The following is a 14,549-nucleotide window of genomic DNA, read 5'->3' as shown; positions in this document are numbered from 1 at the left end:
TGGATCACCCTAGCCTTTCGTCGGGAGCCTCTTGCCGAGGAGCCCCTCGTCGAGGGACCTCCGGTCGAGGAGGGCATACGGGGAGGCGGACGCGGAAGACCGCGCCGCGGCCGGGCTCGCTGTCGGCCGTGATGGTGCCGCCGTGGGCCTGGACGAGAGCGGCGGCGATGGACAGCCCGAGCCCCGTGCCGCCGGAGTCCGACCGGCTGCGCGAGGGATCGGCGCGGTAGAACCTCTCGAAGACGCGCTCGGCGTCGCCGGGGGACAGACCGGGCCCGTCGTCGGCCACCTCGATCAGGGCCTGCGATCCGGACACGATCCCCACGCCGACGCGGAACGCGGTGCCCGCGGGAGTGTGCCGCAAGGCGTTGCTGACGAGGTTGCCGACGACCTGGCGCAGCCGCGCCTCGTCGCCGAGCACCCGCACCGGCGCGTCCGAGTCGTCCAGCCGCAGCAGGTCGATCTCCCGGTCCGGCGCGAGGGTCTGCGCGTCGAGCACCGCCCCGGCCGCGAGGCTGAGCACGTCGACCGGGCGGCGTTCGAGAGGGCGCTGCTGGTCGAGCCGGGCGAGCAGCAGCAGGTCGTCCACCAGCAGGCCCATCCGCACCGCCTGGTCCTCGATGCGGCGCAGCAACAGGACGGGGTCCTGCGAACTCTGCTGCCGGTACAGCTCGGCGAAGCCGCGGATCGAGGTGAGCGGGGTGCGCAGCTCGTGGGACGCGTCGGTCATGAAGCGGCGCATACGCTCCTGCGACGCCTCCCGCTCCCGGAACGCCGTCTCGATCTGCGTGAGCATGCCGTTGATGGACCGGCCGAGACGGCCCATCTCCGTGCGCCGGTGCCGGAGCGGGACGCGCCGCGACAGGTCTCCGGCCGCGATCGCCTCCGCCGTCCGTTCGATCTCCCCTAGCGGGCGCAGGCTGCGCCGTACGAGCCAGTAGCAGGCGATCCCGAGCGCGACGAGCACCGCGAGGCCGACCCCGATAACGATCACCGCCAGCCGGGAGACCGTGCCGTCGATGTCGGCAAGGCTGATGGCCGCGACGCGGAAGCCGGTGCCGCCCTCCTCGCGTACGGCGATCGCCCGCCACAGCGCTCCCGAGGGGCCCTCGACCGTGAACAGCCACAGCCTGCGGTCCTGCCGCGGCCTGGGCAGCGCGGGCAGCGGATCGGCGTTCGGCGGCTCCTGTACGGTGCGGACGACACCGCCGTCGCGGTCGAGCAGGACGATGTAGAACGAGCCGAACTGGCGCGGCGGCCGGGACAGGTTGCCCGTGGCCTGCAACGGAGGCGGCGGCTCCGCCGGGCGCCGGCCGACGGCCATCAGCTGCCCGTCGACCCGGTCCACCAGATAACCCCGCAGGAGCTGCACGGCGAAGCCGCCGGTCAGCGCGATCGCGAGCGTCACGAGCAGCAGCGTCCCCGCCACGAGCCGCAGCCAGAGCGGGCTCCTCGCCGCCCGGCGCCGCAGCTCGCGGACGCTCAGCAGGCGCAGCCCACCGACCGCGCGCGACAGCCGGGGCCACCGGCGGTCGCGGGTGTGCTCACCGGTCGTCGCACCGGCGTCGCGGGCCCGCCCGCCGGCGTGGAGCAGATCACTGACGCGGCGCACGAAGGACATAGCCCACGCCGCGGAGCGTGTGGATCAGCTTCGGCCCGGCCGTGTCGATCTTGCGCCGGAGGTAGGAGACGTACGACTCGACCACGTTGCGGTCGCCGCCGAAGTCGTAGTGCCAGACATGGTCGAGAATCTGCGCCTTCGACACCACCCGGCCCTGGTTGATCATGAAGTAGCGCAGCAGCTTGAACTCGGTGGGCGACAGCCGTACGGGAACGCCGTCCCGCCAGACCTGCCGGGAGTCCTCGTCGAGCTCCAGATCGGCGACGTGCAGCCGGGCGGGGACGGCGTCGCCGCCGCGCGTGCGCCGCAGCACGGCCCGGATCCGCGCGAGCACCTCCTCCAGGCTGAACGGCTTGGTGACGTAGTCGTCGCCGCAGCCGAGCCCGGTGATCTTGTCCTCGTTCGCGTCCCTGGCGGTGAGGAACAACACGGGGATCCGCCGCCCGGAGGCGTGGAGCCGGTCGGAGACGGCGAAGCCGTCCAGATCCGGCAGCATGACATCGAGCACGATCAGATCGGGATGCACCTTGGCGGCGATCTGGACCGCCTCGCGGCCGGAGGACGCGGTGATCACCTCGAACCCGGCGTATCGGAGGCTCGCCGACAGCAACTCCCTGATGTCGGGCTCGTCGTCGACGACCAGCAGCCGGCCTTCCCTGATCACGATCCCGCCCTCCGGCCCATCGCCGAGCCCTCGGTGACCGACGTCGCCGCCACCTGCCCCTGGGCGTCGGCGGTCCCCGCGACGGTGACGAAGCTGCCCGGCTTGAGGTCGGAGATCTTCCCCTGCTTGGTGACCTGCACCTTGGTGCCGCCCGACGTCGTCACCGTGACCACGCCGCCGTTCACGGTCTGGACATAGATCTTGTCGCCGTCGACCAGCTTGACCGTGCCGAAGGTCGTGCCGCCGGGCCCTGCTCCCGCCCCCGCGCCCGCTCGTCTTCCCGCTCCGCCGCCCGCGCCCGCGAATCCGCCGCCCCCGCCCGCGCCTCGGGCGTACCCGCCCGCTCCTGCACCACCCGCTCCACCACCGGGGGCCTGACCGGCGCCGGCGTACGCACCGGCACCGGCCGCGCGGGACGGGAACCGGCCCGGCGTGGAGCCGCCCAGGAGCTTCTGCACCTGGATGCCGAGGAGCAGCCCGGCCACGAGCAGGACGCCTCCGGCCAGGGCGAGCGTCAGCTTCGACCCGCCCAGCCGAGCGGGACGCGCCGCCAGCACCTCCTGGAGGTCGTCGTCGAACGGCGAGGTCTCCAGAAGCTCCTCGGTGTCGTGCCTGCTCACATTCGTCTCCCTTCCATGGGCCCGGCCATCACTCGAAGCGCAGGGCTTCGATCGGCCGCAGCCCGGCGGCGCGGTTGGCGGGGTAGCTGCCGAAGAACAGGCCGATCGCGATCGAGACGCCGAGCGCCAGCGCGATCGACGTGGGGACGATCACCGGCTGCACGCCCGCGATCGTGAACTGGGCGCCGATCACGGCGATCAGCACGCCGATCAGGCCGCCGACGAGGCTGAGCATCGTCGCCTCGGCGAGGAACTGGCCGAGGATCGCGCCCTTGGGCGCGCCGATCGCCTTGCGGATGCCGATCTCCCTGGTCCGCTCGGTGACCGTGACGAGCATGATGTTGGTGATGCCGATGCCGCCGACGAGCAGGCTGATCGCGGCCACCGCGCCGAGCAGGACCGTGAACGTCCCCGTCGCCGCGCTGACCGTCTCCTGCAGGGTCGCCTGGTTGAGGATGCGGTAGTCGGCGCCCGCCGCGTTGGTGATGCCGTGCCGCTGGTCGAGCACCTCGGTGACCTCGGTCTGCGCGGCGTCCACCGCCTCTGCGCTCTTGGCCTGGACGAGGATCTGTCCCAGCGGGCCGAATCCGGTCAGGCTCTGCTGCACGGCGGGCAGCGGGGCGATGGCCACGTCGTCGGCGTCCTGGAACCCGGACGAGCCGGCCTCCTTGAGCACCCCCACGACGGTGAACGGCACGCCCGACACGGTGATCTGCTTGCCGAGGGGATCGACCGTGCCGAACAGGTTCTCGGCCACCGTCTGACCGATCACCACCACCTTGCGCGCGGCGAGCACGTCGTCGTTGTAGAAGTAGGCGCCCTTGGCCACCGGCTTGTTGGACGCCTCGAAATAGCTGGGGTAGGTGCCCACGAGCTGGCTGATCGAGTAGCTGGCCCCTTCGTACGTCGCGGTCTGGGACTGCGCCGTCACGACCGGCGAGACGCTCTTGACCGAGGGGGCGTTCGCCGGGTCTGCCAGCGCCCGCGCGTCGTCGACGGTGAGGTTCTTGGCCTGGATGCGGGGGCCGCTGTTCTGCCGCCCGGCCTGGCCGCCGCCTCCCCTGCCGCCGGCGGCGCGGGCGAACCCGCCGCCCGGCCCGCCTCCGCCGCCCGACGTGGACGGCGTGATGGTCAGCGAGTTGGCGCCGAGCCGCTGGATGTTCTGCTGGATCTGCTGGGAGGCTCCCTCGCCGATCGCGACCAGCAGGATCACCGCGGCGACGCCGATCAGGATGCCGAGCATGGTGAGCGCGCTGCGCATCTTGTTGGCGGCCAGGCCGCGCAGGGCGAAGCGCAGGACCTCCGCGGCGTTCACGAGGCCACCTCCGCGAGCCGCGGGGGCAGTCCGCCGACCGGCGTGGTGCGCGCGTCCTCCACGATCCGGCCGTCCATGAGGCGGACGACCCGTTTGGCGTGTGCGGCGACCTCCTCCTCGTGCGTGATGACGACCAGGGTGCGGCCGCTCGCGCTGAGGCGGTCGAAGATGTTCATGACGTCCTCGCTGGACTTGCTGTCGAGAGCGCCCGTGGGCTCGTCGGCGAGCAGCAGGGTCGGCGCGGTGACGAGCGCGCGGGCCACCGCCACCCGCTGCTGCTGGCCGCCGGACAGCTCGTTGGGCTGGTGGTGGACGCGGTCGGCGAGCCCGACCCGGTCGAGCGCGGCCAGCGCCCTGCGGCGCCGCTCCGCGGCCTTGACCCCGCCGTACGCCAGGGGAAGCTCGACGTTGGCGACCGCGCTCATCCTGGGGATGAGGTTGAAGGACTGGAAGATGAAGCCGAGCTTGCGGTTGCGGACGATCGCGAGCCGCCGTTCGTCGAGCCCGCCGACGTCGGTGCCGTCGAGGTGGTAGGTCCCCCCGGACGGGATGTCGAGGCAGCCGACGATGTTCATCAGCGTGGACTTGCCGGAGCCGGAGGCGCCCATGATCGCCACGTAGTCGCCGCGCTCCACCCTGAGCGACACTCCGCGCAGCGCGTGCACCGCGGTCTCGCCCTCGCCGTACACCTTGGTGACGTGGCTCAGATCGAGCACGGGGGGGCCGAGCACCGGCGGCGGGCCGGCCCTCATCGGTTGCCTCCACGGCCGCCGCCGCCTCCGCCGAAGCCGCGGCCGAAGCCGCCTCCGCCGCCGGGGAACTGGATGCCGCCTCCGCCGGTCGTCGACGCCTGGGGCCGCACCACCTGGTCGCCCTCCTGGAGTCCCGACTTGATCTCGGTGGTGATGTCGCCCTTCAGGCCGACCTCCACCCGCTTCACGACCTGCCTGCCGTTCTCCAGCACCGTCACCGTGGTCTGGCCGCCCGCCGTGGTGACCGCCGAGGACGCCACCGTGAGCACGTCGTCGGCCTTGCCCACGGTCACCTGGACCGTGGCCGTCTGGCCGAGCCGTACGGTGGACGGCACGCCGGTCAGCGAGATCGTCGCGGCGTACTGGACGACGTTGTTGTTCGTCTGCGGCTGCGGGTCGACCACCGTCACCTTGCCGGCGGCGGTGACTCCGGTGAGCGCGTCGAAGGACACGGTCGCCGCCTGACCGACCTTGATCCGGCTGACGTCCGCCTCGGTGAAGTTCCCCACGATCCGCAGGTGGGCGGGGTCCGCGATCTCGATGAAACCGCCGGCCCCGCCGGTGCCACTCGAACCGGACCCGCTCTGCGACTGCGCCTGGCCGCCCTTGGAGGACCCTCCGGATCCGCCGGACGCGCCCGAGGAGCCGCCCACGGCTCCGTTGACCGCCGTGACGACCCCGGCGAAGGGCGCCTTGATCACCGTGCCCGCCACCGCCCGTTCGGCCGATCGGTAAGCGTTCCTCGCGCTGATGTACTGCGAGTAGCCCGAGGCGGTCGAGGTGTCGGCCTCCTCGGCGGCGTCGAGGCTCGCCTTGGCCGCCTCCAGGCTCTCCCGGGCGGCCGTGTCGTCGATGCGCGCGAGCACCTGACCCTTCTTGACCTTGTCACCGCTCTCGACCAGGACGGACTCGACGGTGCCGGCCGTACTGAAGTCGAGGGCGCGCGTCCTGGCGCTCTCGACGGAGCCGGAGGCCGAGACCGAGGCGAGCACGGTCCCGCGGGTCACCCGGGTCGTCAGCGGCGCGGCGCCGTCTCCGGAGGAGTCGCCTCCCACGGACGCCCAGGCCGCCGCGATCCCGCCCAGCAGCAGTACCACCAGGACACCGTTGATGATCAGCGTCCTGCGCTTCGTCGACAGCTTCACGACGTCGAACCATGGCAAACCCCGCTTCGGGCAACCTAGGCCGATGCTGAGGGTTTGCTGACAGTCCGCATCAGGAGGCGCATCCACAGACAACTCTCAGGTACGGCCAAGCCACCGGTCACGTGACGTCAGCAGGATGTCCGCATGAGATCGAGCACTCCACTCAGCGTCGGAGGGCTCGCGCTGGCGGGGATCGTCATCGCGAGCGTCGCCGTGATCTCCGCCACCGGCGGCGACACCTCCGTGGCCGACCGGATAGCGCTCGCCTCGGTCAAGCGGGGCACGGTCGCGTCGTACGTCTCGGCCGCCGGTAACACGATCGACACCGGCGTACGCGATCTCGCGTTCGGTGCGGAGGGCACCGTCGAGAAGGTCTACGTCAAGGTGGGCCAGAAGGTCCGGCGCGGCAAGGTCCTCGCCCAGATCGACGACACCATCGCCAAGGAGAACTACGAGGCCGCCAAGGCCGCCCTCGCCGCCGCGCAGGAGACCCTCGACGACGTCGAGAACGGCACGGCCACCACGGGCGGAGCCGCCGCGCCGGGTGCGGGTGGCGCGGGTGGCGCGGGTGGCTCCGGGACCGGTGCGTTCGGCGGCGGAACCGGCTCGGGAGGCGCGGGCGGGGCCAGGCCCCCCGGCGGCGGAACGGGTGGCGGAGCCGGAGCGGGAAACACGGGCGGCTCCGGGCCCGGATCGGGGAACGCGGGCGGCTCCGGATCGGGAAACACGGGCGGAGCGGGAGCGGGAGCGGGGAACGCGGGCGGCTACGGGTCCGGTACGTCCACCGGCGGTGGTGGCCCGGTCGCGTGTCCGACCCCTTCCGTCCGGCCTTCCGGGCAGGTGACCACACGCCCCTCCTCGCCGCTCGGGTCACGGTCTTCCGCGACCGCCCGGCCTTCGAGCCGGCCTGCCGCCGCCGCTGCGGCGGCGGCGGCGAACACGGGCGCGAGCGCGGCGAACAAGGGCGCGAGCGCGGCGAACAAGGGCGCGAGCGCGGCGAGCATCGGCCTGGTGGCGTACCGGGGTGGTGACCACGGCGGCGCCGATCCCCAGCCCGGTCCGGCGCCCACGGCCACGCCACGCCCGCATCCGCACCCGAAACCGTCCGGGCCGCACCGTCCGGCCCGCCCCCACGGCGCGAGCGCGCCGAACCCCGAGGTGAGCGTCTCGATCCTGCCTACGGCGCCGTCGCGGCAGCCGTCCGCCACGCCGAGCCCCTCCGGCGGTTCCTCCTCCGCCTGCGCCCCCGGGCAGGGCGGTCAAGGCCAGGGCGGCCAGGGACAGGGCTCGCAGGGACAGGGTGGTCAAAGCCAGGGCGGACAAGGACAGGGCGGTCAGGGGCAGGGCTCGCAGGGGCAGGGCGGCGGCGCGCACCGGCGCGCGGGCTTCGGCGGCGGCCAGGCAGGGCAGAGCGGACAGGGCGCTCAGGCAGGGCAGAGCGGACAGGGCGCTCAGGCAGGGCAGAGCGGACAGGGCGCTCAGGCAGGGCAGGGCGGCCAGGGCGGCCAGGGTGGACAGCGTGGCCAGGGCGGCGGCGCCCGGCTCACCGAGGCACAGGCCGAGGCACAGGTCAGCCAGGCGACGAGCGAACTGGCCGAGGCCAAGGAGGCGCTCGCCGGCGTAAGGATCAAGGCTCCGGCGGACGGCACGGTCATGTCCGTCGCGGGGACCGTCGGCTCCCGCTATGCCTCGGGGACCTTCATCACCCTCGGCGACCTCGACGACCTGCAGGTGCAGGCGATGTTCACCGAGTCGGACATCCGCTTCCTCAAGGTCGGTCAGGCGGCCACCGTGACGCTGGCCACGCGACCGGGGCAGGAGTATCCGGGAACAGTCGCCCACATCGACCCAACCGCGACCACCAGCGACCGCCTGGTCCGTTACGGCGTGACGATCGTCCTGAACAGCCGCCCCGCCCGGCTGCTGCTGGGCCAGAGCGCCACCGTACGGGTGACGACCGGCGAGGCGGCCGACGCGCTCTACCTCCCCTCGCAGGCCGTACGCGCCCAGGGCGACGGCACGGCCGTGGTCACCGTGGCCGACGGCGGAACGCATTTGCCCCGCACGGTCAAGGTCGGCGTACGCGGCGACAGCTACGTGGAGATCACGGGCGGCCTCTCGGAAGGCGACCAGGTCGTCCTGCCCGGCGCCTCCACCGCCTTCCCCGACGAAGGCTTCCCCGCCGCCCGCTGAGAGTGAAGACTCGAGCTTGGCCCCCTGGTCACGGTGTTGTCTTCCACATCGGTACGCAGCGGCATGAGCCGATATTGCGACGAACAAAGGATCCGAACGTGGAGCCGGAACACGGTAAGCGCATTCCCGTGGCTCTCAGGGCATCCACGATGTTGCCGGCGGCCACGTCGTTGAGCTTGCCTTTGAAGCACGCACGGGCCAGGAGCCAGACAGTGCCGTGGACCTCCAGCCCATGAGCCCTGCCCACCGCGACGGCTTCGCGGTCGTCGGTGATGGCGACCCCGTGAAACAGGTCGGCCGCCGCGAACACACTGGCCTCTCCCCAGTCGCGTTCCGAGCAGCCGATGCGCTGCGTCCATTTCGCGAAGCACCTGATCTCGTCGAACGAATCGAGTCGCGCCAGGCCAAGCCAATCTGTGTCCAGCACCGTCCTCAGCAGGGGGTGCTCCTGCACTCCGGCGCGCAGCTCATCCCTGACCACATGAGTGGTCACGGAGGTGTCGTCCGCCAGAAGGTCGCGTAGCACGTCGAGACGTTCCGCACGGGCGAAATGGTTGAGGCACATGGCGTCGAACACGAAGACGCAGGCCGACTCAGCGCTGCTCAAAGGTCGAGGTCCGCATCGTCTCGCTGCGGGAGATCCGCTGCCACGATCTGACCTCGCATGAGTTCGACGGCGCGGGACGCCGTGATGAGCGACTTCTTGTAGCACTCCACCACCGCGTGGGCATAGCCGGGAGGCACCCGGATCGTTTCGAGATCGGGTTGCGGTGCCCAGCCGACCGCCTCCATCAGCTCCGCTCGGGTCGGATTCTTCCTGCGCATCTCTTTCGCGGCGCTGCCGTCGACGGCTCCGGCCTCTACGGCCTGCCGGACGGTCAACGACCACGAGGTCCGGAAACGCGCGGCGAGAATCACCAGGTCCTCTCGCCTCATCCTTCCGCCCGGACGACTGGTTGCGCGGAATGCTTCGGCCGGCAGAAGAAGCTCCGCGGCGAAGGCGTCGATCATCGCCTCTCTGTCGTCGCGCGATACGTGAACGCCTATGTCGGTGGAGTACTCGTCGCCGACGATGAGATGCCCCAGCTCGTGGGCCGCGGTCGCGCGGCGGCGCCCGGGATCGCCTCTCCTGCTCACGACCGCCACGGCGAGGTCGCCGTCGATCAGTGAAGCGCCCTCACCGGGCACTTCGACCACCGCGACGAGCTGCCCCAACCGTTCGCACACGCTCATGAGCGAGTCGATGGGCCCGGGCCCGAGGCCGAGGTGCTCCCTGACCCAGAGAGCCGCACGTCGAGCGCTCGGTGCGTCCTGAATCGCATCCGGATATCGCTCGATTCTCTGCAGGTGAAACTTCCCCATGCCGATGAGCTGCCGGATATCGGCCAGCCAGGTGGTAAGAGCGACTTCCAGATGGTAGGACTGCCGCGCCGCGTCGGTAACCGTGTCGTCGGCCAGTTCCGTACGACGGGACACGACTTGCGGCGACGAGCTGAGGAAATAGGTCAGGGGCACCTTGAGCACCGAGGACAGCTTGGCGAGTTCGAGCGCGTCCACCCGACGCACTCCCCGTTCGATCTTGGCGATCATCGTCCGGTCGAGCCTCAGCGCCGCCGCCAACTGCTCCTGCGACATGTCCGCAGCCAAACGACATTCGCGTACGCGCTCGCCGATATCCGCCCACTCCTCAGGCTCTTTCATAGTGCGATATTCGCACACAGCCTCTCGCGATGCGAGGTGACGAAGCTGGTCCTAGGTAATCGTTATCCTAATTCACCTTTGTCCGGAGTGGCCGTTTCTCCAGGTCGTAGAGCTCCTGACCAATTCCTGCAGGATCAGGTGCGGGCCTCGGGGGCGAGGGGGAGGGTGACGCGGAAGGCGGCGCCGGCGCCGGGGGCCGTCTCCACGCCCACCTCACCGCCGTGGGCCCGGACGAGGGACTCCACGATCGCCAGCCCGAGGCCGCTGCCGCCGGACGGCCGCCTGCGGGAGGGGTCGGCGCGGTAGAAGCGCTCGAAGACCCGGCCGGCCTGCTCGGGTGTGAGGCCGGGCCCCTTGTCGGCCACCTCGACGAACGCCGTGCCGTCCAGGCTGCCGACGCGTACGGTGATCGGCGTTCCCTCGGGCGTGTGGGTCGTGGCGTTGCTCATCAGGTTGCCCACGACCTGCCTCAGCCGCACCTCGTCCCCCGAGACGATCAGCGCCGCGTCTCCCTCGACCACCAGCGACACGTCGCGGCCGGGGCTGAGGGTCCTCGCGTCGTGGACCGCGTCCGCCGCCAGGGCCAGCAGGTCCACGGGCTGCGTGCGCAGCGGGCGCTGCTGGTCGAGCCGGGCGAGCAGCAGGAGGTCGTCCACGAGCAGGCCCATGCGGGCGGCCTCGCTCTCGATGCGCGACATCAGCCGCGTGGTGTCGGCGTCCGGCGCCTGCCGGTGGAACTCGGCGAAGCCCCTGATCGAGGTGAGCGGCGTACGCAGTTCGTGCGAGGCGTCGGCCACGAAGCGGCGCATGCGCGCCTCCGACTCCCTGGCCGCGGTCTCGGAGGCCGCCCGGGCCTGGAACGCCGCCTCGATCTGGGCGAGCATGCCGTTCAGCGCGCGGGCGAGCCGCCCGACCTCGGTGCGCGGGTCGCGGTCGGGGATCCGGCTGCCGAGGTTCCCCCGGGCGATTGCCTCGGCGGTCGCCTCGATCTCCGCCAGCGGCCGCAGGCTGCGCCGTACGATCACGACGCCGACGACGGCCAGCAGGACCATCAGGGCGCCGCCGACCAGCGCCTCGATGAGGGCGAGCCGGCCGGTGATCTGCCCGACCGAGGCCATGTCCACCGCGACGACGACCGTGCCGAAGCCCTCCACGGGCACCACCCGGGCCCGCCACTGGCCGTCACCCGACACCGCGGGCACCGTTGTGGGGTTCCGGGAGGTCACGACGCCGGGGCCCGGCAGGGTCTCCGCCCCCAGGGCCGCCTGCGCGAGCAGCGTCCTGCCTGCGGCGTCGCGGATCTCCACCCGGCCCTCGGGCGGCAGCCTGAGCCGTGCGAACACCGCCGGACCCCGGTCGAGCCGTTTTTCGGCCTCGTGCGCCAGTAGGGCGACCTTCCGGTCGACCCGGCCGACCAGGTAGTCGCGCAGCACCGAGACGCTGCCCACGCCGATGACCGCGAGGGCGACCGCGACCAGCGCGAGCATGGCCGCGCTGAGCCGGATCCGCAGCGGCGTGCGCCCCGACACGGCTCAGGCGCCGCTGGGCGGTGTCCGCATGACGTAGCCGACGCCGCGCAGCGTGTGGATGAGCCGGGGGTGGCTCCGGGAATGGGCGGTGTCGAGCTTGCGGCGCAGCACCGACACGTACGACTCGACGATGCCGGCGTCACCGCGGAAGTCGTAGTCCCACACGTGATCGAGGATCTGGGCCTTGGACAGCACCCGGCCGGCGTTGCACATGAAGTAACGCAGCAGCTTGAACTCGGTCGGCGACAGGGGCACCGCCCGGCCGCCGCGCCAGACCTCGTGGGACTCCTCGTCCAGTTCGATGTCGGCGAAGGTCAGCCGTGGCGGGGTGATCATCGGGTCTCCGGCGGTGCGGCGCAGCACGGCCCGGATCCGGGCGATGACCTCCTCAAGGCTGAAGGGCTTGGTCACGTAGTCGTCGCCGCCGAGCGTCAGGCCCCGGATCTTGTCCTCGGTGGCGTCCCGCGCGGTGAGGAAGACCACGGCGGTGTGGGTTCCGCCGCCGCGCAGCCGGCGCACGATGTCGAACCCGTCCATGTCGGGCAGCATGACGTCGAGGACGATCAGGTCCGGCCGGTGTCGTTGCGCCGCCAGGACCGCCTCACCGCCGTTGGATGCGGTGTGGACCTCGAATCCGGCGTACCGGAGGCTCGCCGCGAGCAGTTCGAGGATGTTCGGCTCGTCCTCGACGACCAGCAGCCGGGCTTCGGAAGATTCAGCGACCATTGCGGCAGCACTCTAGACCTAGAAAGTTAAGGGAACCGTTAAAGCGATGTGCCGCGCGATCGCCAGGCTGCTCGTCGCGGCAGGTGAGGGCGCGTTTCGCACCAGTACGATCCGCCCGCGCACGTCGATGACGAAGTCGTCGAGCAGCCTGCCGTCCCGCGCCACGGCCTGGGCCCGCACGCCGCCTCCGGCGCGTACGAGGTCGGCCGGGGCCAGCTCGGGCACGTATCTCCGGGCGGCGGCCACGAAGGCCCGCTTGGCCAGCGAGCCGTACACCTCGCGCAGGCCGGTGCGCCAGTGCTCGGCCGCCATGCGCCGGGCCCCTGGCCAGGCGACGATCCGCCGCAGGTCGCGCAGCGACGCCGACCGCCAGGAGTAGCCCTCCAGGGCGAGCGCGGGCACGGCGTTGGGCCCGACGAGGACCTCTCCGTCGATCCTGCGGGTCAGGTGAACGCCGAGGAAGGGGTAGCGGGGGTCGGGCACGGGATAGATGAGCCCCTTCACCAGGCCGCGCGCCGGGCCCGCGAGCCGGTAGTACTCACCCCGGAACGGGACGATCCGCACGTCGCCGCTCGCTCTCGCCAGGTCCGCCACGCCGTCGGTGCCGAGGCCGGCGCAGGAGATCAGCCGGTCGAAGGTGAGCCTCTCCGGCCCGGCCGCCACCGCCACGCCGTCGGTGGTCTGCCTGATCGCGCGTACGGGACGCGAGAGCCGTACGAACCCGCCGGCCTCGGTCACGTCGGCGGCGAGGCGGCGGGCGACCGCGGGGAAGTCGGTGATCGCGGTGTGCGGCGAGTGGACGGCGGCGACTCCGACCGCGCGCGGTTCCACCTCCCGCAGGCCGATCGCGTCGAGTTCGGCGATGCCGGGCACGCCGTTCTCCCTGGCCCGCTCGGCGATGCGGCGCAGCCCGGACAGCTCGGCCCGGGTGGAGGCCACGACGAGCTTGCCCGCCTCGTCGTACGGCAGGCCGTGCTCGGCGCAGTATTCGCGCAGCATGGCGGCGCCCTCCCGGCAGAGGGTCGCCTTGAGCGAGCCGGGCTGGTAGTAGATCCCGGCGTGCACGACCCCGCTGTTGTGCCCGGTCTGGTGGGCGGCGATCCGGGGCTCCTTCTCCAGCACGGTCACCTCGGCGCCCGCCCGCGCCATCTGCCGGGCCACGGCCAGACCGAGGATTCCGGCGCCGACGATCCCGATCCTCATGTCTGTACGGCTCTCGACAGCATGTCGGACATTGTCGCAGCCGGAGTCGCTCCACGGTGATCGAACCTGTGTTCGGTACGATGACGGCGTGTACGTCCCACCCGGCTGGCCAGCGGAGGTGCGCCCTCCCGGCAGCCCCGACTGGAAGGTCTCGGCCGTGTCGTGGCTGCTCGACGCGGTGCCCCCGGACTACCGCGCGTACGGCGTGCTGCGCCGTCACCCGCTCGCGCTCGCCCGGATGGCCCGCCAGCAGGTGGCAGCCTCGATCCAGGCGGCCAGGGAGGGATACCGGGGGGCAGCGGTGGACCTGAAGGAGCATCTGCCCCCGCACGCGATCGAGGCGGTCCTCGACGCCTACCGGCAGGAGGGCCCCCGGCTCGTGCGGCTGGCCGAGTCGGTCGCGCTCGTGGAGCGGGCCCTGCGCGGGGAGCACTTCCTGCCTCGCCTGTGAACCGCTCTTACTTCCGGACAAATGGGGCATAACACCCCAAAAGACGGAATCGGGGGTTAGCCATGACCACTGAGGGAGTGAACAAGACCGCCGGCCAGGTCATGCACGAGGGCGCGCAATGCGTCGGCGAGCACGAGAGCCTGCGCAGGGCCGCGGAGATGATGCGGGACATGAGCGTCGGCGCCCTTCCCATCTGCGGGGAGGACGACCGGCTCAAGGGCATCATCACCGACCGCGACATCGTGATCAAGTGCGTCGCCGAAGGCAAGGACCTCGACCAGACCACGACGAGCGAACTGGCCCGCGGCCTGGTCTGGGTCGACGCGAACGCCGGCGTCGAGGACGCCCTGGCGAAGATGGAGGAGCACCAGATCAAGCGCATGCCGGTGATCGACAACCACCGGATCGTCGGGATGATCACCGAGGCCGACCTGGCCAAGGAGCTGCCCGACAGCAAGCTCGCGGAGTTCGTCCACCAAGTCTACGCGCGGGGCTGACTCTCGCGGCGATCTTCGGGCCGGGTGTCGCCGGGAACGGCGGCCCGGCCCTCCGCCTGCCTGGCCCTCCGCCCGCCTGAACCCCTCTCTGCCCGGACCTCCCACTGGCCGGACCTCCCACTGGTCGGCCCT

Annotated in this window: 14 protein-coding genes; 3 read left to right on the top strand and 11 right to left on the bottom strand. The window is 71.8% G+C overall.

Annotation, left to right across the window (positions count from 1 at the left end; genetic code table 11):
* Positions 1-4: 4 nt before the first annotated feature.
* Genes ACGFIB_RS32085 through ACGFIB_RS32060 form a run of 6 tightly spaced genes read right to left on the bottom strand, consistent with a single transcriptional unit; the run spans position 5 to position 6,117 of the window.
* A complete protein-coding gene (locus ACGFIB_RS32085) occupies positions 5-1,621 on the bottom strand; it encodes an ATP-binding protein (RefSeq protein WP_393376833.1) in 1,617 nt (538 codons plus the stop codon).
* Positions 1,596-2,282, bottom strand: coding sequence for a response regulator transcription factor (locus ACGFIB_RS32080; RefSeq protein WP_208762455.1), 687 nt, complete (start codon positions 2,280-2,282; stop codon positions 1,596-1,598). The genes ACGFIB_RS32085 and ACGFIB_RS32080 overlap by 26 nt, the downstream gene beginning before the upstream one ends.
* Positions 2,282-2,905: a hypothetical protein gene (locus ACGFIB_RS32075; RefSeq protein ID WP_393376831.1), complete on the bottom strand. Its 624-nt coding sequence runs from the start codon at positions 2,903-2,905 to the stop codon at positions 2,282-2,284. The genes ACGFIB_RS32080 and ACGFIB_RS32075 overlap by 1 nt, the downstream gene beginning before the upstream one ends.
* A 28-nt stretch (positions 2,906-2,933) precedes the next feature.
* Positions 2,934-4,220, bottom strand: coding sequence for an ABC transporter permease (locus ACGFIB_RS32070; RefSeq protein WP_393376830.1), 1,287 nt, complete (start codon positions 4,218-4,220; stop codon positions 2,934-2,936).
* Positions 4,217-4,972, bottom strand: a complete 756-nt coding sequence (locus ACGFIB_RS32065; RefSeq protein ID WP_393376828.1) for an ABC transporter ATP-binding protein — start codon at positions 4,970-4,972, stop codon at positions 4,217-4,219. The genes ACGFIB_RS32070 and ACGFIB_RS32065 overlap by 4 nt, the downstream gene beginning before the upstream one ends.
* On the bottom strand, positions 4,969-6,117 hold the full coding sequence (locus ACGFIB_RS32060; protein ID WP_393376826.1) for an efflux RND transporter periplasmic adaptor subunit: 1,149 nt from the start codon (positions 6,115-6,117) through the stop codon (positions 4,969-4,971). The genes ACGFIB_RS32065 and ACGFIB_RS32060 overlap by 4 nt, the downstream gene beginning before the upstream one ends.
* Positions 6,118-6,261: 144 nt before the next feature.
* On the opposite strand from ACGFIB_RS32060, the gene ACGFIB_RS32055 reads away from it, so the two are divergent.
* Positions 6,262-8,310, top strand: a complete 2,049-nt coding sequence (locus ACGFIB_RS32055) for an efflux RND transporter periplasmic adaptor subunit (RefSeq protein ID WP_393376824.1) — start codon at positions 6,262-6,264, stop codon at positions 8,308-8,310.
* 28 nt (positions 8,311-8,338) lie between these two features.
* Here the strand turns inward: ACGFIB_RS32055 and ACGFIB_RS32050 are convergent, their stop codons facing one another.
* From ACGFIB_RS32050 to lhgO, 5 genes are all read right to left on the bottom strand, one after another.
* Positions 8,339-8,917 carry a hypothetical protein gene (locus ACGFIB_RS32050; RefSeq protein WP_393376822.1) on the bottom strand — a complete coding sequence of 193 codons (579 nt, stop codon included), beginning with the start codon at positions 8,915-8,917 and terminating at the stop codon, positions 8,339-8,341.
* Positions 8,914-10,011, bottom strand: coding sequence for a helix-turn-helix domain-containing protein (locus ACGFIB_RS32045; RefSeq protein WP_393376821.1), 1,098 nt, complete (start codon positions 10,009-10,011; stop codon positions 8,914-8,916). Before ACGFIB_RS32045 ends, ACGFIB_RS32050 begins: the two co-directional genes overlap by 4 nt.
* Before the next feature lie 134 nt (positions 10,012-10,145).
* Positions 10,146-11,540, bottom strand: coding sequence for a sensor histidine kinase (locus ACGFIB_RS32040; protein WP_393376819.1), 1,395 nt, complete (start codon positions 11,538-11,540; stop codon positions 10,146-10,148).
* Positions 11,541-11,543: 3 nt separating this feature from the next.
* A complete protein-coding gene (locus ACGFIB_RS32035) occupies positions 11,544-12,266 on the bottom strand; it encodes a response regulator transcription factor (RefSeq protein WP_142574973.1) in 723 nt (240 codons plus the stop codon).
* An 18-nt stretch (positions 12,267-12,284) separates the two neighbouring features.
* Positions 12,285-13,469: an L-2-hydroxyglutarate oxidase gene (gene lhgO / locus ACGFIB_RS32030; protein ID WP_393376817.1), complete on the bottom strand. Its 1,185-nt coding sequence runs from the start codon at positions 13,467-13,469 to the stop codon at positions 12,285-12,287.
* Between the two features lie 88 nt (positions 13,470-13,557).
* Here lhgO and ACGFIB_RS32025 point away from each other — a divergent pair, with 88 nt between their 5' ends.
* Together ACGFIB_RS32025 and ACGFIB_RS32020 are read left to right on the top strand one after the other, a co-directional pair.
* Positions 13,558-13,920: a hypothetical protein gene (locus ACGFIB_RS32025; protein WP_142574975.1), complete on the top strand. Its 363-nt coding sequence runs from the start codon at positions 13,558-13,560 to the stop codon at positions 13,918-13,920.
* 62 nt (positions 13,921-13,982) lie between these two features.
* Positions 13,983-14,417: a CBS domain-containing protein gene (locus ACGFIB_RS32020; RefSeq protein ID WP_393376815.1), complete on the top strand. Its 435-nt coding sequence runs from the start codon at positions 13,983-13,985 to the stop codon at positions 14,415-14,417.
* Positions 14,418-14,549 lie beyond the last annotated feature (132 nt).

Source organism: Microbispora bryophytorum, from assembly GCF_043197435.1.
In the GTDB taxonomy this organism is placed as follows: Bacteria; Actinomycetota; Actinomycetes; order Streptosporangiales; family Streptosporangiaceae; genus Microbispora; species Microbispora bryophytorum.
This window is presented reverse-complemented; position numbering and strand designations above follow the sequence as displayed.